At 63.5% G+C, this 20,932-nt stretch carries 22 protein-coding genes; 2 read left to right on the top strand and 20 right to left on the bottom strand.

Annotation, left to right across the window (positions count from 1 at the left end; translation table 11 throughout):
- Nucleotides 1-80: 80 nt before the first annotated feature.
- From LGR64_RS24310 to LGR64_RS24240, 15 genes are all read right to left on the bottom strand, one after another.
- Nucleotides 81-1,028 (bottom strand): peptidylprolyl isomerase, encoded by a 948-nt coding sequence (locus LGR64_RS24310; RefSeq protein ID WP_141830384.1) that lies wholly within the window; start codon nucleotides 1,026-1,028, stop codon nucleotides 81-83.
- An 85-nt stretch (nucleotides 1,029-1,113) separates the two neighbouring features.
- The gene (locus LGR64_RS24305; protein WP_141830386.1) at nucleotides 1,114-2,637 is read right to left on the bottom strand and encodes a cell surface protein; all 1,524 of its coding nucleotides are present in this window, start codon (nucleotides 2,635-2,637) and stop codon (nucleotides 1,114-1,116) included.
- Nucleotides 2,638-2,925: 288 nt separating this feature from the next.
- Nucleotides 2,926-3,354 carry a hypothetical protein gene (locus LGR64_RS24300; RefSeq protein ID WP_141830388.1) on the bottom strand — a complete coding sequence of 143 codons (429 nt, stop codon included), beginning with the start codon at nucleotides 3,352-3,354 and terminating at the stop codon, nucleotides 2,926-2,928.
- A gap of 68 nt (nucleotides 3,355-3,422) precedes the next feature.
- Complete coding sequence (gspD, locus tag LGR64_RS24295; protein ID WP_141831128.1) at nucleotides 3,423-5,861, bottom strand: type II secretion system secretin GspD; 2,439 nt, start codon at nucleotides 5,859-5,861, stop codon at nucleotides 3,423-3,425.
- 53 nt (nucleotides 5,862-5,914) lie between these two features.
- Nucleotides 5,915-6,577: a hypothetical protein gene (locus LGR64_RS24290; protein ID WP_141830390.1), complete on the bottom strand. Its 663-nt coding sequence runs from the start codon at nucleotides 6,575-6,577 to the stop codon at nucleotides 5,915-5,917.
- The gene (gspM, locus tag LGR64_RS24285; RefSeq protein WP_141830392.1) at nucleotides 6,574-7,167 is read right to left on the bottom strand and encodes a type II secretion system protein GspM; all 594 of its coding nucleotides are present in this window, start codon (nucleotides 7,165-7,167) and stop codon (nucleotides 6,574-6,576) included. The genes LGR64_RS24290 and gspM overlap by 4 nt, the downstream gene beginning before the upstream one ends.
- The gene (locus tag LGR64_RS24280) at nucleotides 7,164-8,273 is read right to left on the bottom strand and encodes a PilN domain-containing protein (protein ID WP_185750889.1); all 1,110 of its coding nucleotides are present in this window, start codon (nucleotides 8,271-8,273) and stop codon (nucleotides 7,164-7,166) included. The genes gspM and LGR64_RS24280 overlap by 4 nt, the downstream gene beginning before the upstream one ends.
- A gap of 126 nt (nucleotides 8,274-8,399) precedes the next feature.
- Complete coding sequence (locus LGR64_RS24275; protein WP_225614091.1) at nucleotides 8,400-9,128, bottom strand: helix-hairpin-helix domain-containing protein; 729 nt, start codon at nucleotides 9,126-9,128, stop codon at nucleotides 8,400-8,402.
- Nucleotides 9,129-9,166: 38 nt separating this feature from the next.
- A complete protein-coding gene (locus LGR64_RS24270; protein ID WP_217649261.1) occupies nucleotides 9,167-9,832 on the bottom strand; it encodes a prepilin-type N-terminal cleavage/methylation domain-containing protein in 666 nt (221 codons plus the stop codon).
- A gap of 5 nt (nucleotides 9,833-9,837) precedes the next feature.
- Nucleotides 9,838-10,242 carry a type II secretion system protein gene (locus LGR64_RS24265; protein WP_409333501.1) on the bottom strand — a complete coding sequence of 135 codons (405 nt, stop codon included), beginning with the start codon at nucleotides 10,240-10,242 and terminating at the stop codon, nucleotides 9,838-9,840.
- Nucleotides 10,242-10,688 carry a GspH/FimT family pseudopilin gene (locus tag LGR64_RS24260; RefSeq protein ID WP_061287140.1) on the bottom strand — a complete coding sequence of 149 codons (447 nt, stop codon included), beginning with the start codon at nucleotides 10,686-10,688 and terminating at the stop codon, nucleotides 10,242-10,244. The genes LGR64_RS24265 and LGR64_RS24260 overlap by 1 nt, the downstream gene beginning before the upstream one ends.
- Before the next feature lie 52 nt (nucleotides 10,689-10,740).
- Complete coding sequence (gspG, locus tag LGR64_RS24255; RefSeq protein ID WP_043819862.1) at nucleotides 10,741-11,181, bottom strand: type II secretion system major pseudopilin GspG; 441 nt, start codon at nucleotides 11,179-11,181, stop codon at nucleotides 10,741-10,743.
- A gap of 32 nt (nucleotides 11,182-11,213) precedes the next feature.
- Nucleotides 11,214-12,431 carry a type II secretion system F family protein gene (locus LGR64_RS24250; protein WP_013804233.1) on the bottom strand — a complete coding sequence of 406 codons (1,218 nt, stop codon included), beginning with the start codon at nucleotides 12,429-12,431 and terminating at the stop codon, nucleotides 11,214-11,216.
- Nucleotides 12,424-14,130 carry a type II secretion system ATPase GspE gene (gene gspE / locus LGR64_RS24245; protein WP_230357261.1) on the bottom strand — a complete coding sequence of 569 codons (1,707 nt, stop codon included), beginning with the start codon at nucleotides 14,128-14,130 and terminating at the stop codon, nucleotides 12,424-12,426. The genes LGR64_RS24250 and gspE overlap by 8 nt, the downstream gene beginning before the upstream one ends.
- A gap of 171 nt (nucleotides 14,131-14,301) precedes the next feature.
- On the bottom strand, nucleotides 14,302-15,114 hold the full coding sequence (locus LGR64_RS24240) for a type III pantothenate kinase (RefSeq protein ID WP_034390266.1): 813 nt from the start codon (nucleotides 15,112-15,114) through the stop codon (nucleotides 14,302-14,304).
- Nucleotides 15,115-15,299: 185 nt separating this feature from the next.
- Here LGR64_RS24240 and lysM point away from each other — a divergent pair, with 185 nt between their 5' ends.
- Nucleotides 15,300-15,770 (top strand): peptidoglycan-binding protein LysM, encoded by a 471-nt coding sequence (gene lysM / locus LGR64_RS24235; RefSeq protein WP_013804236.1) that lies wholly within the window; start codon nucleotides 15,300-15,302, stop codon nucleotides 15,768-15,770.
- Nucleotides 15,771-15,830: 60 nt separating this feature from the next.
- Here lysM and LGR64_RS24230 read toward each other — a convergent pair whose 3' ends face one another.
- Entirely contained in the window at nucleotides 15,831-16,589 is a 759-nt protein-coding gene (locus LGR64_RS24230) for a maleate cis-trans isomerase family protein (RefSeq protein WP_012203226.1), read from the bottom strand.
- A gap of 1 nt (nucleotide 16,590) precedes the next feature.
- Entirely contained in the window at nucleotides 16,591-17,565 is a 975-nt protein-coding gene (locus LGR64_RS24225) for a Bug family tripartite tricarboxylate transporter substrate binding protein (RefSeq protein ID WP_012203225.1), read from the bottom strand.
- Nucleotides 17,566-17,670: 105 nt separating this feature from the next.
- Between LGR64_RS24225 and LGR64_RS24220 the strand changes: the two genes are divergently transcribed.
- The gene (locus LGR64_RS24220) at nucleotides 17,671-18,606 is read left to right on the top strand and encodes a LysR family transcriptional regulator (protein WP_141830400.1); all 936 of its coding nucleotides are present in this window, start codon (nucleotides 17,671-17,673) and stop codon (nucleotides 18,604-18,606) included.
- A gap of 22 nt (nucleotides 18,607-18,628) precedes the next feature.
- Here LGR64_RS24220 and LGR64_RS24215 read toward each other — a convergent pair whose 3' ends face one another.
- The 3 genes from LGR64_RS24215 to LGR64_RS24205 all read right to left on the bottom strand — a co-directional run bounded on the left by LGR64_RS24215 (nucleotide 18,629) and on the right by LGR64_RS24205 (nucleotide 20,861).
- A complete protein-coding gene (locus tag LGR64_RS24215) occupies nucleotides 18,629-19,069 on the bottom strand; it encodes a rhodanese-like domain-containing protein (protein ID WP_141830402.1) in 441 nt (146 codons plus the stop codon).
- Nucleotides 19,070-19,159: 90 nt separating this feature from the next.
- Nucleotides 19,160-20,104, bottom strand: a complete 945-nt coding sequence (locus tag LGR64_RS24210) for a M48 family metallopeptidase (protein WP_141830404.1) — start codon at nucleotides 20,102-20,104, stop codon at nucleotides 19,160-19,162.
- Between the two features lie 16 nt (nucleotides 20,105-20,120).
- Nucleotides 20,121-20,861 carry a lysophospholipid acyltransferase family protein gene (locus LGR64_RS24205; protein ID WP_013804242.1) on the bottom strand — a complete coding sequence of 247 codons (741 nt, stop codon included), beginning with the start codon at nucleotides 20,859-20,861 and terminating at the stop codon, nucleotides 20,121-20,123.
- Between the last annotated feature and the right edge of the window lie 71 nt (nucleotides 20,862-20,932).

Below are 20,932 nucleotides of genomic sequence, written 5' to 3'. Positions count from 1 at the left end.
CCTCAAAGCTTGCAAACGCTTGCACAACCAGCGAACCGACCCTACTCCAAGGAAGAGTTGTCACCCTCCCCCTCAACGCATCAACGCTTGGAAGAATTCTCGGAAACGAAGGCGTCGACAGCCGAATCGTTGAACTGAGCATCCTTGCGGATCTGTTCTGCCACCTGGGCACGCACATCCTGCGCAGCAGATGCACGGATGCCCTGAACAAGCTCATCGCGGGCTTCATCGAATGTCTTGGTTCTGGCGGGTTTGCGCTCTTCAAGACGGATGATGTGGTAGCCGAACTGGGTCTGCACTACGCCACTGAGCTCACCCGGTTTTTGCAGCGCGAATGCCGCCGCTTCGAACTCAGGCGCCATGCGATCCTTACCGAAAAAGCCCAGATCTCCGCCACGCGCGCCACTACCCTTGTCAGCAGAGCGCTCCTGGGCCAATGCTGCGAAATCCGCACCATTCTTCAAGTCAGCGAGCAAGCGCTCGGCCTGGGCCTTGGCATCCGCATCCTTGCCAGCCACCAGAATATGGCTGGCGCGCACTTCCTCGCCCACCTTGAAGCGCTCCGGATGTGCCAAATAGATGGTGCGAGCCTGCTTCTCGGCAGCTTCCACCGTGGGAGTGTTCTTCTCATCAAATGCTGCAAGCCATGCATCAGCCAGCGCCTTGTCGCGTGCTACCTGCACGATGGCAGCCACCTTGGGATCTCGATCCAGGCCTTGCTCCTGAGCCATCTTGGCCATGGTCCGTAACACATAAAGGTTGGAGGCGATCTGCTTGACGTTCTGCGGGCGAGAAAGCACCAGCGGCCGCATTTCCGGCGGCATGCGCAGCGAATCAGCCAGCATGTCCTGGCGCGTGATGGAGATTCCCTTGCCCTCCAACAGCACTGGCGACGCACCAATTGCAGCCTGTGGCGCAGCAGGAGACGCCAAGGCCTTGGCCTTTTCCTGGGCTTGCACGCCCTGGGTAGCGAGAGCCGCGGCCAGCACAAGAGAAACAGCACTCAAACGTTGGATGGAAACAGTCATAAGTCCTTGGGTATAGATAAACGCAAAAAAGGCGGGAGTTTCCTCCCGCCTTTGCTAGATCACACTTGCGTGTGAAAGTGCCCGATTAACGGTAAGCGTGGGGCCAGGTGATGCCGTACGTGCCCGAAGTGCCAGGAGCAGCTTCGGGGTTGGTCAGCTTCAGGAATGCAGCGCCCAGCAGAGGGGTAGGAGCATTGAAGTTCACGACACCCCAACCGTTGGTGTACGGAGCAGCGACGTTCTGACGAGCAACCGATGCAGCCAGAGCCGAGTTGTCAGCCGAGAAGGCAAGGACGCTGACTTCACCGCACAGCTGAGTACGGCTGATCGTGCCAGGCGAGAAGATGGCGCCATCTTCTTGGAAACGCTCTTCACGATCATAGAAAGTCTGGCTTTGAGCTTCCACGCAGATTTGACCTGCGTTGTTCACGGTGGTGTTGCTAGCCGTGCGGAAGATGTTGTTGGCAACAGCAACGTTGTTGTTGATGAAACGGTAGGCAGGGGTAGTACCCGGCAGAGTAACCGTACCACCAGCCAGCGACGTACCAGTCACATTACCAACAACCTGATTCACTGCACCGGCAGCGTAGTTAGCTGCGATGGTGTAGCGACGGGTAGGCATGGAGAACACCCAGTCGGTCTTGGCCGAGATGGAAGTGTCCGTAGCGTACTGGTTGATCACGCTGGTGCGTGCGATAGCCGAGGTCAGCTCTTCAGCTTGAGCAGCAGCAGTCGTCGTAGCAGCTTCGTAAGGCGTCGACAGGTCAGGCACATCATAGTGCTGAGCAGGGATTGCGCCACCCACCATCAGCGGATCGGCGGTTTCCAGCAGAGCGCCACCGGTCTTTTGGTGCGAGAACACATTACGGGTCGCGCCAGAAGCCACGATCGCAGGCGTAGCGCCAGAGAAAGTGGTGGTCTGTGCAACGTTCATCACGTACCAAGAACCCGTCAGACCACCAGTGGGGATCGTCAGATCAGGGTTGGTATTAGAACCAAGGCTCAGGTTGGTAGCTGCGGGACCAACACCCGACACAGACAGAGTCTGGTTCAGGATGGCGGATGTGCAAGGAGCCACGCCATTGACGTGCTTGATCGCCTTGAACAGACCCTTGTCGCCGTTTGCGTTCTCAGGGATGTCAGCCATGTTGAGGATTTCAACATAGCCTTCACGGGTCTGAGCAGCCTTGTCGGTAGCGGTCCAGTCGCTCTTGGCCAGACGGTCCGTCACGAACTTGACAGGCGTACCAGCAGAGATGCGGGGCAGCGTGCAGGTGTTGTCTGCAGTTACCAGCTGTGCCAAGCCACTAGCGTCAGCCGTCACGGCAGCAGTCCAGACGTCGCCGGGCGACATGAAGACTTGGAAGTCCAGCACGTCGTCGGAGTTGGAAGCACCGCGGAAGCGCACCTTGACAGCCTTACCGTGCACGGTGTCGGTGTTGGTCAGGTGGAACACGGTCATGTTGCCATTCTGAGCGGTGTAGTAAGGCACCATCAGGATGTGGCCCGTGCCGCTTTCGTTCACCGACAGAGCTGCCGATGCAGCACCGGCGAAGCCCAGGCCACCAACCATGGCAGCAATGCTCAGGGCCAGAACATTTTTCTTCATAAGAACTATCTCCAGTAAAAAGATAAGGTAGTTGCAACCACCACGATTGATCGCCAGGGAATCGTAGCACAGCCGGTTAAGCTCCCATACCGCTTTTCGGAGGCGCTCAAGTCTTGTTTTGAAAAAAAACAACACTTCCCTAGCGAGCACCGGGATCAGGGACGGCGCATTATCACAAACATTGGGCCATCCGCCTATCCCGTTCGGCCTGTTCCGCACACGCATCATGCGCAGGACCGGACCGCTGGCCGGCTGCCCCAAGGCAACCGGCACGTGCCTGACTTCACATCACTCCACGAACAGCCACCACTGGCCCTCTTCCTTGATCCAGATTTCACTGATGGAAATGGGGACACTGGTACGAGGCATCACGGGACTTGACGTGGTGAAGTTCTTGCGCACTTCGCAGCGTGCCTCATCGCACTTCACCCAGGCAATGTCCCCGCCTTTCAGCACTGGGATGACGCCATGGGCCAGCCGGTACTTTTCCTGGTCATTGACAGCCCGGTAGCCAGGCGAGGTAAGCGCGTAGGTCTTGGCGACCTCCCCTGCCATACGCGCCTTCCAGAAGGCGTTGGACCGCTGGGTCACTGCTTCTTCAGGCGTCGTGCTGCCCATGGAGGCGCAGCCTGCCAAGACGGCAGCACAGGCCAGGCCGAGGCCCCACGTCAGCCAGTGCGGGCGCGAAGGCACAGCATGCTTTGTCGACTTGCTCATATGTATTTGAACTCCAAAAAAACCGTTGGAACAACTTTAAGGCCGAATGTTCCGGCCCATGCGTGCCTCTAACGCCGCTCGGGCATGAGGGGACCGACTTCCACGGAGGCCTTGCCGCCGCCTTCATCAAAAGGAGCAGGCGCTGATGCCGGCGTCTTCAGCATGGGTGTCAGGGAGCGCATCTTCTCCCGCAGATCGTCGCTAACCTCACGCACATCGATGTCCGAACGCACAACGCGTGGCGTGATGATGACGATCAGTTCTGTCCGCACGCCAGAGTTGTTAGTGGTGCCAAAAAGATTGCCGACCACCGGCAGGTCATACAGAAATGGAACACCACCACGACCAGCACTGGAGCTTTCCTGGATCAGCCCCCCCATGACTATGGATTCACCTGACCGTACGGCGACACGGCTCGATATCTGACGTTGCAAGAAGGAACGCTGCTTAGTGATCGTATCCTCCCCCCCGATGTCGGTCACCGACTGGTTAACGGTCATCGTGACCAGATTGCCAGCATTGACAGACGGTACAACCTGCAGGTTCACACCCGTATCCTTGAAAGCATAGTTGTCAATAGGCGTCCCCGAGGTACCGACTACTGTAGTTCCCGATTTGTAGGGTTGCTGCGTACCAACGGCAATCGCTGCCGTGTGGTTATCAAGCACCATCAGCGTGGGACTGGCCACCACCTTGACTTGGGTCTTGCTGGCCAGCGCAGAGAGCACAGCCTTGATACTGCCGACGGAGTTTTTGAGCGTGTAGGAGAAGCCCTGCCCCAAGGTCGCAGCGAGCCCTCCACTGTCAGCCATAGCCAATCCACCAACAGCTCCTGTCCCGCCAGTCAGGAGCTGGCCGTTACCGTTGTAGCCTTTGTTACCAACATCGCCACTGAATGCCCACTGCAGACCATATTGAAGTGAGTCATTGAGCGTAACCTCCACGATACTGGCCTCAATCAGCACCTGGGTCGGGGGCAGATCAAGCTTCTTTAAAGCAGCCTCGATGCGCTCGAACTCCGCAGACGTGCCCCAGACCAGCACGGAGTTGTTGAGCTCGTCGGCCATGACGCGGATGCTGCCGATACTGGCCGCCACAGGAGATGCACTTTGCACACCACCAGTCTGGCCCATCGTCCCGGACTGCCCGAAGGCGGTGCTGCCAAAGCGAGTTCCGGAACCGCTGTTGCCAAAACCGCTGTTGCCGAAACTACCGCTGTTGCCGAAACTGCCGCTGCTGCCAAAGCCGCTGTTACCAAAACCGCTGGTATTGCCGAAGCCACTGGTGCTGCCGAAAGTGTTGCTGCTCCCGAACCCGCTGGTCCCCATGGTGGAGGTACCCAGGCCAGGAGCGACGCCACTATTGGCCGTGGTGCCACCACCTGTTCCACCAAAGATGCCGGACAACACGCTTGCAAGATGCTTGGCGTTCCCGTTTTGCACGCGATAGATGTTCAGTTGCGGTAGCGCACCGCCCGAACCGGGCTGATCAAGCTTGGCAATCCAGCGGCGGGCCTCATCCAGATACGCAGCACGCGGTGTGATGACCAGGATGCTGTTGAGCCGCTCGATCGGCATGATGCGCAACGCGCCAAACAGCGGATTGCCCTCGCCCAGAGCCGCAGCAGCAGGAGCTGCGCCAGCAGCGGCGGGCCTGCCCGCGGGTGCCCCCCCTGGCACAGAAGCGCCTGGTTGAGTTGCCGCACCACCCCCACCACCACTCATCAATTGCAGCGCTGTGCTGACCTCCTGAATGGACACATACTTGAGCGGGAATACCCCAACCGACATGCCTTCCAGCAAGTTCACGTCGAAGGTGCGCACCATTTCCAGCCAGCCTTCGGCCTGGGCACGCGAACCGGACATCACCAGAACGTTGCGCACCGCATCCACGCGCAATATGGCATCGGCCGGCACCATGGGCCGCAGGATGGCGGCCATTTCGTTGGCACCGATATAGTTCAAGGAGATAACGATGGCTCCAAAGCCAGGAGCCAGCGCAGTGGACTGGGAAGCCTGCCGCACCGATGCTCCCAGGCTTTTGAGCACGTCGGCCCGTCCCACGTGATAGGTGCCCCTGGCATCACGGACCATGGCCAAGCCATTGGCCTGCAAGGCAGTCTCCAACAGATAGAGGGCCTGGTCACCCGGGATGTTCTTCTGCGTGCTAAGAGTCACTGTGCCACCGATGGGCGGATGCAGTACGTAGTCCAAACCAAGGATGTCGCCCAGCACCGTGCGCACGACCTGCGAAAGGGGGGCATCTTCGAAGCTCAGCTTGACCGAGGCTTCTTTCACCGCCGGCACCGGCCTGGCCTCTCCCAGCAGTTTTCCGGTACCTGTCAGGATACGTGGCTCCGCCTTGTCCTCTTTGTCAGAGCTGTCCTTGGGAGGAGCTTCCTCGTTGAAAACATAGCTCTGCGAGGCGTCCGCTCCGAAGTGGCTGACGAAATTATTCTTGGCGGGCTGGGCGCACGCCAGCAGCATTTGACAGACTGCCAACGCCATTGCGGTACGGATGGGACGGTTATGCAATTTCATGGTTTCTTGACCAGTCTTTCTCATTTCTTTGCGGGCACACTGGTTCCGCCAAAGACGGCTTGCGGCTCCTCGGGCTTGGCTGATGTATCGGAGGCACCCTCAGGCTCCTGCGCCTGAGCGGGGACCCGCAGCACAGGTGGCACCCTCATGCCGGCAGGGATGTTAGGCCCTTTGTCCACCGCAGCCTTCACCAGTTGCAACGTACGCGTCTGTCCGTTGCTTTCCAGAACGACATTGCGGCCCTGCAGGCTTTGCAACTTCCAGCCTGCAAAATTCTGGTTGAGCAGCAAACGCCGCTCCTTGCCGTCCAGCGAGAAAATGATTCCGCTGACCTGCCCTTCAAAAATTCCAGTGACGCGGGCCTGCTGCCAGATATCGGGCACTTCTTGTTGCGCTTTTTTCTCTGGAGCTGGCGGTGGCGGAGGTGGTGGTGGTTTGCGGCTGATGGCGAAGAGCGGCCTCTCCTGCATTTCCAGCAATTGCTGCTCGTCGCGCTTGCTCTGGTCTTCAGGTACGTTTGCAGGAGGAACGAGCGCCTTGATGTCCGCCTTCAGGGGCTGCGGCGGTATCCACGCAATGTTTTTCAGTTGCAACTCAGGCGTCAGCCATGCCCAGGCCAGCGCTCCCCCCAGCAGCGCCGCAGGCAGAGCCAGTCCCGTGGTCCAAAGAATGCGCTGGTTCACGGCTTGCTCCGCAGAATGCTGAAAGTGAATTGCGCGCTGAGCTTTGGCGCCACCTTGGGATTGTTGCTTTCAAGATTGCCCAGCAGATTGAGCTGCAAGTCATCCAGCCACACGGTGGGGGAGACGTCCCGCAGGGACAGCAAGGCCAGCTGGATTGCAGGCCATCCACCTTCCGCCGTCATGGAAACTGCTATGCGCTCATACGGACCCAGACTCTGACTCTGGTCTTCCGACTCCGAGGAGGGCCGTACCTGGCTGCTCACCACAGAAAGGCCCGCCTTGTCGAGCAGCGCCCGCAGTCGCTGCTGAACCGCATTGCCCGTTTGCGTGCTGTCTTGCTCAGCTGGATAGATATGCAGCGCCTTCACGGTCTCTATCTGCTCCAGCGCCTCCTGGATTTCCTGCGCCTGCTCCTGAATACCGGCAAGTCTTGCGTAGCGGGGCTCCAGGGTCTCCACTTGCTCCTGGGCCCATACATGCTTGGAGTAAACCCAGGAGCCCAAGGCGGCAAGCGGCACAATCAGACTCAAGCCGATTCCTCCCAGCAGCAACCACTGGCGAGGCGTGAGTTTCTGCGAACCGGCGGTCATTGCGCCTCCTTGGGATCCGCATCGCCCTCAACAGACGGTTTTTCCTCTGCAGCCTTGGCCAGCAGGCCCAGCACATTGGGATCAATGTTGGCTTCAAGCACAAAATTCTCCTTGCCCGATCCTGGTGCACGCGTCACCGCCGTGGGCAGACGCACATCCAGGAACCCGGGAGTCTTGGCCAGCAAGGCCACGACATTGGATGCGTTGCTGGTCAGGCCTTGGACCGTCAACTTGGTTCCTCGGAGCACTACGCGCTGGGCCGCTGAATCATCGGGCAGCACCTTGGTCAACACGGCCAGCACCTGCAGATGGTTCAGTTGCTGCTGCAGTCGCTCCTGCAGCTTGCCAAGATTCTCCCCACCTTCGACCAGCGCCTGGCGCTGGGCCATGACCTCGGCCGATGTCTTCGTCAATGCGGCCAACTGCTGACTGGCATCGATGGCCCTCATCCTCAGTTGCAGTGATGGGGTGACAGCCAGAGCCACGCACAATGCCGACACAAGGCCCAGGCCAAGCAGGATCCAGTTGCGCCGCCTGGCTTCGCTGCGCAGGCGCGCCGGCTCGCCAAAGCCCGGCAGGACAACCATTTCCGCGCCGGCAGGAGCCCAGACTTCGGGATGCCCATCTCCAGGCAACCTTGCCGACTGAAGGCGCAGCGCCTGCTCCACCTGGTTTCGCGATGCGATCACCACCTCTACCCGCTGCCGTCCCTGTGCCTTCGCCAGAGGGCGCTGAACATACGACCAAAGCGTGTCCTGGGGCGCAAATGGCGTCATGGTCTGCACATCGAGCTCAATGGCACTGCGCAGGGCTGCAGGTGCCATCGGAGGCAGCGTCAGGGAACGCTGCAACACCTGCTCGGAATCCAGCAGCACTGCGGTATGAGTGACGCGCTCGAGCACATCGCTGGACAAATCGGTCCATTCGATATGCATACCCTGGGCTCTGGCGCCAGCGATGGTTGTTGCATCGCCAGCCACCTTCACAAGGGTAACGGGCATGGCTCTGCGCAGCCAGGGCAGGCGCACCAGCTTGTGGAACGCATCGTGCAGCTCCGCAGTCAGTTCGCGCAGATCCAGCCCAAACAGCTTGGCATCGGATGTCATCAGTCCCATAAAACGCCGCATCCGTTGAACAACATTGCTTTCAATTCTTTCTTCCTTCTTGCTCCTGCAGCACCATTGAAACAGGCACCTGGCAGCGCCTACCCCAAGGAAATGCCCAAAGCCTCGCTATATACGACCCACCCAGGACTGCGTGGCCGAAAGCAACGTCCAGGGCAACGAGCCCCGACTGCCACCGCCGATGACATCGGCGTCCCGCACCACCATGACCGATCCACCATCGAACACCACCCGTGCGGTCAGACGATAGCGGGGACTGGAAAGACTCTCCTGAAAGGCTGCGCCGCCGGTGCCATCCAGCGCGGCCAAAAGAGCAGCAGGTGCCGCCTTGGGGTTGATGCCAGTGCGCCCATCGGTATCCGCCACGATGAAGGGTCGAATCTGTGCGTAGATGCCATAGGTCACCCCGGGAATCTGCAGCAGATCTTCGGGCGCCTCCCACGCCACGCTATTGACCACCCCTTTTCCTGCCTGACGGAACTCGACCAAGGCCTGCGCAAGCGCCGCGCCCTGCCCCAAGCCCATGCGTGTGAACAGTGATCCCAGCAATTCCGGCGAAGCCGCATTGATATTGACCAGACCGCTCCAGGGCAGAATTTCGACCTCTATTATCTGCCCCCCCCATGGAACCTGCTCCACCCTACGTTCGCTGAATTCCTGGGGCTTGAGTGCAATCTGTTGCAAAACCTGATAGATGGCTGCTTCTCCCCGGGCTCGTCCAGCAGCCATGTCGCGGGTAACACCAACCACCGAGGCCTCCTGGCGGACCACCTTGCCCAAACTGGTGGCAAAAATGGAAAGTGCTGCAACGATCCAAAGTACAAGCACCAACGCCATGCCCTGGTGTCTCTTCATCCCGCCTGCGTACTGCCGGCTCATCGGCGGCTCCCACCGAATACGGCGCCGCCGCTGCCAGAGCTTCGGTTGGTGGCAGGAGGGGTGTAGAAGGCAATCGCCATCAACGGCCAGACACCACCGGCCGATTGCAGCTGAATCTGGACCGCAGAAGGCAGCTCCTTGTCATCAACCCACTGCGGCTGCCATTGCGCAACGCCCGATTTCGCGTTCTGGTAGCTCAGCACGAAGGCCGTGACGGCCCGCTCCAGGACATAGGATTGGCCCTGCCCCCAGTCAGGAGCGACGTCCACCCCCTTCCAGGGAGCGAAGCGCAGCACCAAAGCGTCACCGTCCAAGGCCAACTGGAAATGGGTTCGCCCACCCATGCCAAACCGGGCCGGCATGATTCCCAGCCACTGCATTCCCTTGGGTCCGCCTTCAAAGAAATACTCGCTCTCTCCCTGCTTTCGCATACCGGTCTGCCTCTGGGCAGCGGAAATCTGCCCCAGCACAGAGCGCAAGAACCCGATCGACACCCGCTGATGGTCCATGCGGTCAAGCCGGGCATCCACACGTTCCTGCGTCTGCGAGACTGTTGACATGACCGAGGCCAACCCCAGGGTGAGCATGGACAGCAGCACCATGGCCACGAGAAGCTCTACCAGCGTAAAACCTTGCGCGCGGGCGCGAGGTGCCCTAAACATCCTCATCACCTTGTCTCCTCGCCAGGTTGCAGCGGCCGCTGGGGACGAAGTGTCTCGAACACCCAGCTGCGCCCCTCAGAGAGTATGGTGATGCGCAAGGCGTGCAAAGGAGCCGCCGTTTCCGGCAAATCACCTGCCGAAAATGGGGCTGAAATGATCTGCCAGGCATAGGCGCCATCCTGCCCGGAGGCTTGGTTTCCGCCAGGATCGACCATGGGGAAAGCGTCCATCAGCGATTCGGCCAACATGGCCACGCCCTGGGTCTGCTCCAGCTTGGCCACGCCACGCGCAGAACCGCCAACGGCGCGATAGATCAAAGCGACCGATATGGCCATGATGGTCAGGGCGACCAGCAGTTCCAGCAGGGTCATACCCCGCACCGCAGCGCGGGAGCCAGAGCGTTGCGACATCACAGGGTTTCTTTGGTGACCTGACCGGACAGCCAGTCCACCCGCAAGCGCACGCCACCACCGCTTTCACCTCGTATCAACGAGATGCTGCCGCCCGTCGCGCCTCCCTCGGGCAGGAAAACAATGGTCTGACTGCCGTCGGCAAGTGCGGCGCCGGCCGCCGTGACGAGCTGCACCTTCAGGCCCTCGGGTACTTTCGCAGATGCCTGCCCGGCAATACCGTATTGCTGGCTCACCGTGTTGAAGGCAAACGCCACGGGCATGCCCTGCAGCGTCGCCTGCTGCCGCGCCTTGCGCAGCAGGGCCGTGACGTCCTGCACGGTCTGGCGGTAGGCGACGGCATCTCGCAGCTTGCCCATGGCGGGCGGCACGATGCCGATGATCGCGGCAAGGATGCCGAAGACCACCAGCAACTCGATCAGCGTGAAACCATGGGAGCGCTTCAAGACATATTCCCGGCACGGAGGCAGCGTTGCACTACGGCGTCAGACCAGCAACTTACTTGGTGTTGCGGATATCGGAGGCCTCGCCGTCGCCACCGGGTGTGCCATCGGAACCCAGCGAGAGGATCTCGAGATCGCCATTGGCAGCCGGGTAGGTGTAGCGGTAAGGGTTGTTCCAGGGATCATTGGGCACGCCGCCCTTGAGGTAGGGGCCCGCCCAGCCGGCAACGCCAGCGGGCTGCTTGACCAGCGCGTCCAGGCCCTGCTGCGAGGTGGGATAGCGGCCCACGTCGAGCTTGTACAGCTCCAGCGCCTTTTCGATGTCGGCGATCTGCACGCCGGCCGTCTTGGTCTTTGCTCCACCCAACTGGTTCAGCACCTTGGGGCCGACCAGGCCGGCCAGCAGGGTCAGGATGGCCAGCACGACCAGCAGTTCGATCAGCGTGAAGCCACGCTTGCGGGCGCGGGAGGACAGTTGCTTTTGCATGCGCATCATCTTCTACATACCTTTCAGTCAATTCAGATTCATCAGACGGCCAGATCGTTGACGGACAGGATTCCGAGCAGGATCGACACGATGATGGAGGCGATAAGGATACCGAGGACCAGGATCAGCGCCGGCTCCAGCATGGTCAGGAGGCGTTTGATCGCGTTTTCGACCTCGCGGTTCAATATGTTGGACAGCTCCAGCATCATGTCGCCCAGCCGGCCGGTTTCCTCGCCGACCCGCACCAAATTCAGGGCCAGGGGTTCGAATTCTCCGGTTTTCTGGGCGGCATGGGCCATGCGATGGCCTTCCTTGACCATGGGACCCATTTTTTCCAGGCGCTCGCGGATGGCGACGTTGGAGACCGTGTCGCTGGCAATGCGCAGTGCGGTCAGCAGCGTGACGCCATTGCCCAGCAGCGTGCCCAGCGAGCGGCTGAACAGGGTGAGCTGGTACTTGCGCACCACGCCACCCAGGCCCGGCAGGCCCAGCAGCCACGATTGCCAGGTCTGGCGGCCCTTGGGACTCTTGGCCCAGCGGGCTAAGACCCAGCCCAGCGCGCCCAGCACGATGAACACCGCCCAGCCGTAGCTGCGAAACGCATGGCCCAGCCCCATCACGAATTGCGTGGGAAGGGGCAGCGCGTCACCCATGTCGTTGAAGAGCTGTTCGAACTGCGGCACGACGAAGCCCAGCATGGCCACCAGGGACAGCACGGCCACGCCCAGCAGGATGGCCGGATAGATGGTGGCCGAGACCACGCTGTCGCGCAGCGCGCGCTGGCGCGCCATGTGCTCGACCAGCCGGTTGAGCACGCCCGACATCTGGCCGCTGGCTTCGCCCGAGCGCACCATGTTGATATAGAAGTCGCCAAACAGGTCATGGTGCTTGCCCAGTGCCTGGCTCAGCGGCATGCCGGCCTTGACGCTGTCGAGCACGGACTGGAGCATGGCCTGCATCTGGACCTTGTGGCTCATCTCGACCAGGACCTTGAGCGCGTTGTCCAGCGACAGGCCGGCACGCATCATGATGGCCAGTTCGGTGGTCATGCCCTGGATGTCGTCGGCCTTGATGCGGCCCTTCTTGAGCGCACGCGCCGCCAGCGGCACGTTGCCCAGGCTTGCGGCTTCCTCGACCTTGATGGGCGACAGGCGGCTCTTGCGCAGGTGCACCACCACCTCGGCCACGGCCGCAGCGGAAAAAGTGCCCTTGACCATCTGACCGCGGCTGTCCACGGCCTCCCAGCTGTAATCAGGCATCGCTTTGGTCCTGGGTCACGCGCAGCACTTCGTCGAGCGTGGTGGCGCCCGAGGCCACCTTGCGCAGGCCGTCGTCGTAGAGGCTCAGCATGCCGCTCTTGGCCGCCATGGCATGCAGGGCGTTGGCGTCCTGGCCTTCGATGATGGCGCGGCGCAGCGGCTCGTCGATGATCATGAGTTCATGGATGCCGGTACGGCCCTTGTAGCCCGTGCCCCGGCAATGCTCGCAGCCGACGGCGCGGTAGATGGGCGAGCCCTCGCGCAAAAAACGCTTGAGGCCGCTGCCCTCGACGGCGGCGGCCGGCAGCGTGTCGGGCTGCTTGCAATGCGAGCACAGCGTGCGCACCAGGCGCTGGGCCAGCACGCCGTTGACCGAGGACGTGATCAGGTAGCTCTCCACCCCCATGTCGCGCATGCGGGTGACGGCGCCTGCGGCCGTGTTGGTGTGCAGCGTGGACAGCACCAGGTGGCCTGTCAGCGCGGACTGCACGGCGATCTGCGCGGTTTCTCCGTCACGCATTTCGCCGATCATGATGATGTCCGGGTCCTGGCGCAGGATGGAGCGCAGGGCGTTGGCAAAGGTGAGGTCGATCTGCGGATGGACCTGGATCTGGTTGATGCCGTCGAGCTGGTATTCGACCGGGTCCTCGACGGTGATGATCTTGTTGGAAACCGCGTCGATCTTGGACAGGGCCGCGTACAGCGTGGTGGTCTTGCCCGAGCCCGTGGGCCCAGTGACCAGCACGATGCCGTGCGGCTTGGCCAGCAAGGTGTTGAAGCGCTCCAGCGTATCGACCTCGAAGCCCATGCTTTCCAGGCGCAGGCGCACGTTGGCGCGGTCCAGCACCCGCATGACGATGCTCTCGCCATGCACCGTGGGCGCGGTGGAGACACGCAGGTCCAGTTCGCGGCCCTTGGCGCGGGTCTTGATGCGGCCGTCCTGCGGCAGGCGCCGCTCGGCAATGTCCAGATGGGCCAGCAGCTTGACGCGCGAGCCCACGGCTGCGCTCAGCCGGGGCGGCACGAGTTCGGCCGCATGGATCACGCCGTCCATGCGGTAGCGCACCTGCAGGCCGGCTTCGAAGGGCTCAAGGTGGATGTCGGAGGCGTGCAGCTCGATGGCGCGGGAAATGATGCCCGTGACCAGGCGGATGACCGGCGCCTCGCTGGCCAGGTCCTTCAGGTGCTCGACGAAGTCGCCACCCGTGGCATCCGACTCCCAGTCCTGGCCTTCTTCGCCTTCGGGTTCCTGGCCGGCTTCGGACAGGGCCTTGCGGATATCGGCTTCCAGCGCCAGCACGGGCTTGATCTGCAAGCCGGTGGCAAGGCGCAGCGCCTTGGTGATGAAGGGGTCCTGCGGCACGGACATGGCCACTTCGAGCACGCCGTCCTGCAGCGAAATGGGGCAGACGCACTGCGCATCCAGAAAGCTGGCCAGCAGGCCCGGCACATCGGGCAGCAGGTCGGGAAACTCTTCCGCGCGCAGCCAGCGCATGTGCAGCTGCTCGGACAGCGCCTGGGCCACGTCGGTTTCCGCCACCACGCCCAGCTGGACCAGCACCTGGCCCAAATAGCCGCCCAGCTCCTGCTGCGCCTGCAGGGCGTTTTGCAGATCGCGCTCGTTCAGCTTGCCGGCGGAAAGCAGGCGTTCGCCCAGCCGCCCCTTGATCGGGGCTTCGACACCGGCAATCGGTTCCATGACGTGATTGGTGGAAGACATTGCCGCGGATTATCCACTGTCGCCGCATCCCCCGCGAAAGGCTCCGGATGCGGGGTCCACGGCCGCCCCTGCACCCGGCACCAGCGCTGTCATCAACTGTTACGCAACGGATATAACGGCGCGATGCTGCGCCGCACGATCGAAGTGGCTTCAGGCCGCTTTGACCGCGTCGGCAGGCAGGCCGCTGGCATCGCCCCAGCGGCGCTGCGCCATGACCAGCAGGCCTTCGAAGATGAGGTTGTCCACCAGCTCGAAGGGCCGCGTCATGCTGGGCACCATCTTCCAGCCTGCACCGCCGGCCATGACGCAGGCGGGCTCCATGCTGCAATGCATGTACAGATGCTGGTACATGCGCTCCACGGCCCCGGCGATGGCGTAGGTGCCGCCACTGGTCAGCGCGTCGCTGGTGTTGGTGGGGAATGGCGTGACCGCACCCGTGGGCACGTGCAGGCCGGCCGTGCCGCTTTCCAGGGCGCGCAGCATGATGCCGTGCCCCGGCAGGATCAGGCCGCCCATGAAGTGGCCGTGCTGGTCCAGCGCATCCACGGTGACGGCGGTGCCGATCATGACCACGATCAGGGGCCGCTCTGGCCCGCGCTGCAGGATGTGCTGGCGCGCGCCGATCATGGCCACCCAGCGGTCCGCCCCCAGGCGCGAGGGGAAATCGTAGCCGTTGGTGACTCCGGCCTCGGCCGCGCCGGGCACGGCCCACTGCGGCTCGAAATCCCAGCCCAGCATCATGTCGATCTGGTCGTGCACGCGCCGGCGCGCCGTGTCGCCGGCCACCACGCAGCCCAGCATGCGCGTAGGCGTGGGCAGGTCGCTCCACGGCCCTTCGGCCAGGTGCTCGATGTGCTCCAGGAACTCCGCGCCGTGCGCCAGCAATGCGGCGCCAGGCCGATGCGCGTCGTACATCGCCCATTTCAAGCGGGTGTTGCCGATGTCTATGGCCAAAAAAGTCATGGGCGCGATTATCGGAGTTTTCCGGAGGATAGCGTCAGCCATGGACGACAACTGAGTGAGGACGTGAACGCAAGAATGGCGCAAATGTCAAAAATCCGGGAGCGCTCCTGCCCGGCAGCGCGCGCTGCCACTGTTAGGCGTTACATTGGTCTTTCCGTTTTTCCACCCACCAACAGGAGTCACCCATGGGACTTTTCAGTTTCATCAAGGAAGCCGGCGAAAAGCTGTTCGGCGGCAGCGCCGCACAGGCAGCCGAGCCTGCGCAAGACCTGAATGCCAAGGCCGCCAAGGCCATCGAGACCTATATCGGCACGCAGAACCTGGGCGTCAGCGACGTGAAGGTGCAGTTCGACGGCTCGCAGGGCAAGGTAACTGTGCTGGGCACGGCCCCCACCCAGGCGGTCAAGGAAAAGGTGACGCTGTGCTGCGGCAACGTTTCCAGCGTGCAGTCGGTGGACAACCAGATGACGGTGACCAACCCCGAGCCCGAGGCCCAGTACCACGACGTGGTGCGCGGCGACACGCTGTCGGCCATTGCCAAGAAGTTCTATGGCGATGCCAACAAGTATCCGGTGATCTTCGAGGCCAACAAGCCCATGCTGAGCCACCCCGACAAGATCTACCCCGGCCAGAAGCTGCGCATTCCGGCGCTGTGATCTCTTTGCCTCCGTGAAAAAACCGCCTTCGGGCGGTTTTTTCGTGGGCTCAGTCAGTAGTCAGTATTTACCGCTCAACAGCGCACCGAATCCCGGAACGGCTGTCGGCAGGCCCAGGCGTTTGAGCATCATGAACGTCGTGGCCACCGAGGAAGACAGTACCGGCAGGCCCACGCGGTCCTCGATGGGCTGCACCGAGGCCAGCGAGGGCATCTGCACGCAGGCCGAGGCGATGACCGCGTCGGCGTTGGCCGTGTTCAGGCGCCGCGTGATCTCGATGGGTGCGCGCGCATCCTGGGCGCCCACCTGCAGGTTGTCGGCAATCTCCAGCGAGATGCTGTCCACCACTTCGATGCCTTCGTTCTCTATGTAGTCGATGACCAGTTGCGTCAGCGGCTTCATGTAGGGCGCCAGCAGCGCCACCTTCTTCGCGCCGATGGCATGCAGGCCATCGACCAGGGCGCCGGCGCTGGTGACCACGGGTGCGGGGCCGCCGTTGTCCACGGTGCGCTGGTGCAGGCGCGCTTCCGAGACACGGTGGTAGCCGCGCCCCATGCTCATGATGGCCACCAGGCAGGCATAGCCGAGCACATCGACACGCGCATCCGACAGTTCCAGCGCGCAGCGGTCGCTGTCGCCGTCCATGGCGGCCAGTTCCTCCTTGGTCACGTGCTTCATGCGCATGCGGCTGGAGTGAAAGGTGAAACGCTCGGGCGCCAGCGCCTCGCGGGCGCGCAGGATGGCGGGGATCTCGGTCTCCATCGTGGTGTTGGAGCTGGGCACGATCTGCCCGATGCGGAAATGGGTTTTGGCTGTCATGTCAATCCATCGTGATGTGGTTGGCCTTGATGACCTTGCCCCAGTGGTCCGTCTCGCGCTGGACCAGGGCGGCCAGCGCTTGCGGGCCAAGGAATCGCGGCTCCACGCCCTGCAGGGCCGCGCGCTTTTGCACGTCGGGCGACTCCAGGGAGGTCTTGAGCGCGTCCGACAGCCTGGCGATGGCCTCGGGCGGCGTGCCCGCAGGTGCGAACAGGCCGACCCAGGCTTCCAGCTCGAAACCCGGCAGTCCTGCTTCGGCCGTGGTGGGCACATCGGGCAGCATGGGATGGCGCGTCTTGCTGGTCACGGCCAGGGCCCTGAGCTTGCCCGTCTGCACGTGGCCCAGCACTGAAGGCGGCGTGGTGATGAACATCTGCACCTGGCCGCCCAGCACGTCCTGGATGGCAGGGCCGGACCCCTTGTAGGGCACATGCGTGATCTGGGTCTGCGTCACCTGGGCGAACACGGCCGTGCCCACATGGGACAGCGAGCCATTGCCCTGCGACGCGTAATTGACCTTGCCCGGGTTCTTGCGCAGATAGGCAATGAACTCCTGCAGATTGTTCGCCGGAACGGAAGGATGAACGGCGATCACATTGGTGGCGGCCACGATCAGCCCCACGGGCGCCAGCTCGGACTGGGCCCAGGGCAGCTTGGGGAACAGCGCCGGATTGCCCACGTGGTAGGCCGAATACGAGGCCAGCAGCGTGTAGCCGTCCTTGGGCGACCGGGCCACCATCTGGTAGGCGATGTTGCCGCTGGCGCCGCCCCGGTTGTCCACCACCACCGACTGCCCCAGCAGGCGCGACAGCGGGTCGGACGCCAAACGTGCCGCCGTGTCCACCACGCCGCCGGGCGGATTGGGGACCACAAGGGTGATGGACTTGGTTGGAAAGGCCTGGGCCTGGACGGTTCCTGCGCCCAGCAGGGCGGCCGCTGCCAGGCCGGCGGCCTGCAGCACAATGCGTCGATTCATGCTTGTCTCCATGTTCTCTTTGTACCGGCGCATTCTTGCGGGCCTGCGCGCGGCCGAACAGCCGTATCTCGTTGATCCATCCTTCGTCCGCGGTGGAGGATGGGAATGATCAACCTGCACCGATTCGATCTGCTGACGCTGCGCCTGTATGTGGCCGTGGTCGATGCCGGCAGCCTGACGGCCGGCTCGCGCACGCTGGGGCTGTCGCTGGCGGCCGCCAGCAAGCGCGTGGCCGAGCTGGAGCAGCACTGCGGCGTGACCCTGCTGGTGCGCAGCAAGCGCGGCGTCACGCCCACGCCCGCCGGTCAGAGCATGTACCACCATGCCGTGGACGTGGTGGCCCGGCTGGAGCACCTGGCCCTGGCCATGGACGACTTTCGCAGCGGCGCCACGGGCCAGTTGCGCCTGTGGGCCAACAACTCCGCATTTGCAGGCTTTCTGCCCCGGCTGCTGGCCGACTTCATGGCCGCCCACCCAGGCGTATCGGTGGACCTGGAAGACGCGCTGAGCGAGGAGTCCGTGCGCGCCGTGCTCAGCGGCGTGGCCGAGCTGGCCATCATCGGGGAGAACACGCCCCTGGAAGGGCTGAGCACCCAGGTCTGCGATGTGGACGAGCTGGTGCTGGTCATGCCGCGCGGCCATGCGCTGGACACGGGCGACGACTCCCCCGTGCCCCTGGCCACCGTGCTGGACCACGACTTCGTGAGCCTGGCCCGCTCCACCTCGCTGATGCGGCGCATTGCGGCCGAGGCCGAATCCATCAACCGGCCCGTGCGGATCCGCATCCAGGTGCGCAGCTTCGACGCCATGTGCCACATGGTCTCGGTGGGTCTGGGCCTGGCCATCCTGCCGCGCGCGGCCACCGCGCCGCACCTGACCGCGCGGGCACTGCGGCTGCGCCCGCTGGGGGCGCTCAACACCCGGCGCCGGCTGCTGCTGGCCATGCGCTCGCAGGCCACGCTGTCGGGACCGGCCCAGGCCCTGGTGGACATGGTGGCCGCCCGGGCGGTGGCGTTGGGATTCGCGGAGCCGCAGCTCTGAACGACGCCAGGTCGGCCCCGGCTTACTGGCGCCAGGGCAGGCCGCGCAGGCGCCAGCCGCCGACATGGCCGCGCTGGCCGTTGGCGTCCACATCGCCCTCAAAACCTTCGAGGATGTTGTAGGCCTCGATGCCCAGTTGCGCCGCGCGCTGGGCAGCGGCCACCGAGCGCACTCCGCTGCGGCACAGCAGGACCACCTTGCTGCCTTCAGGCACGGCGGCGCGCAGCTGGCTGTCGAAATCGGGGTTCATCGCCATGGACGGCCACTGCTTCCAGGCCACGGCCACGGCACCCGGTACGCGGCCCACCCAGTCGCGCTCTGCATCGGTGCGCACATCGACGAGCACGGCTTCGCCGGATTGCTGCCATTGCCAGGCAAGTTCGGGAGGAATGTCGCCGGCATAGCCCTGTGCGGGCTGGACGGTCAGGGGAATGGCTGCGGGAACGGGAGCGCTTGCGGACATGGATTGGCTTTCTTGATAGGACGCGGTTGTGTGCCCGGCAAGAATAACCGTCCAGCCCGACTGGCGCCGGCTCGCCGGTGCCCGAATCGCCTATTCCCAGGGAGGCAGCAGCCTGTCACGCAGCACCTGGCGCTGCGCCTCCCAGCCCGGCATCACGCTGGCCACCGTGGCCCAGAAGCGCGGGCTGTGGTCCATGTACCGCAGGTGGGACAGCTCGTGCACGACCACGTAGTCGATGACCTCGGGCGCGTGCTGCATGAGCCGCCAGTTCAGCCGTATGGCGCCCGCCGAGTTGGCACTGCCCCAGCGCGTGCTTGCGCTGGTCAGTCTCAGGCTGGTCCACTGCACGCCCAGGAGCGGCGCGTGGCGCTGCAGGCTGGCCGTGAACCAGGAGCGCGCCTCGCGCAGCATCCAGGCCTGCACGCAGGCGCGCACCTCGGCGGCCGATGCCCCGGGCGCCAGCGGCAGGTGCAGGGACTGGCTGCCGTCGGCCGCCTGTTCACGGTGTACCTGGCGCGTGCGCAGCGGCTGGGTTTCGCCACCGGTCAGGCACAGCTGCAAGGGGCGGCCCAGATAGCCGATCTCTGCGCCGTGCTCCCAGCGGATGCGTGCTGCATGCTGGGCTTGCTGGCGCTGGCCGGCCTCGTGCAGCTTGCGCAATATCCAGCCCGATTTCGCCTCCAGCGCCTGCGCGATGGCAGCCATGTTGACCCAGGCAGGCGCGCTGACCACCAGCCCCTGCGCGCCGATGGTGAACCCTATGGTGCGCCGGCGCGAGCGCTGCAGCCGGTAATGCAGCACCTGCCCCTGGAGGACCGCCTGCTGGTTGGCCTCCGGGTGGACGCGGGGACTGGGCTCGGGGATGGTGGATGGAGATGGGAGAGATGGAGGAGATGGAGGAGATGGAGGAAGAGGCGCGGACGAAGGCTGGGCGGGGGGAGTGGCCCTGTCACGGCGCGACTTCAGCCCGCCGTCCTGCGTTTGCACGGCAGGTGGCAGCAGCCAATCCCAACTGCGCTGTGCCGGGTCCGCCATGCCGGTCTCCGGCGCCTCAGGCGCGGTAGGCCTCGGGGTCGAGGCGCTGCATTTCGGCCTCGATCCAGTTTTCGACTTCCACCATCAGCTCCTCGTGCTTGCGGCCCACGGAAGGAATGGGCTTGCCGATGGAGACATCCACCACGCCCGGCGTCTTGATGAAGGCCTTGCGCGGCCAGCACTTGGCCGAGGTGACGGCCACGGGCACGACCGGCACGCCGGTCATGATGGCCAGGCGCGTGGCGCCGGTCTTGTACTCGCCCCTTTGGCCGCGCGGGATGCGCGTGCCTTCGGGAAACATGATCACCCAGGTGCCCTGGCCCAACAGGCGCTTGCCCTGCTCGACCACCTTGTGGAAGGCGCGCGAGCCGTGCTTGCGGTCGATGTGGATCATGTCCATGCTGCCGATGGACCAGCCGAAGAAGGGCACCATGAGCAGCTCCTTCTTGAACACATAGGCCAACGGGCGCGGCATGATCGCCGGCATGAGGAAGGTCTCGTAGGTGGACTGGTGCTTGACCAGCAGCACCACGCCCTGCTTGGGGTCGGTGGGCAGGTTCTCCATGCCCTGCACGCGGTGGCGCACGCCCATGATGACGCGGGCGCTGTCCACCGACAGCTTGAGCCAGGCGCGCGCCACGGCATAGACGCGGCGCGGCCCGCCGCCCAGCCAGCGCGTGAGCAGCACGGCCAGGGTGTAGGGGATCACGGTGATGCCCATCCAGAGCATGTGGAGGGTGGAGCGGATCAGGGACATGGCGGCAGTGTTGTGCAGAAAGCGGCGCAGGGGCCGGGCGGCAGGCCCGGGCCTTGCGCCCTCAGGAATCG

This window comes from Delftia sp. Lp-1 (assembly GCF_020523835.1).
GTDB lineage: Bacteria > Pseudomonadota > Gammaproteobacteria > Burkholderiales > Burkholderiaceae_C > Comamonas > Comamonas acidovorans.
Note: the sequence above shows the minus strand (reverse complement) of the source record. Positions and strands in the feature narration are given on the sequence as shown.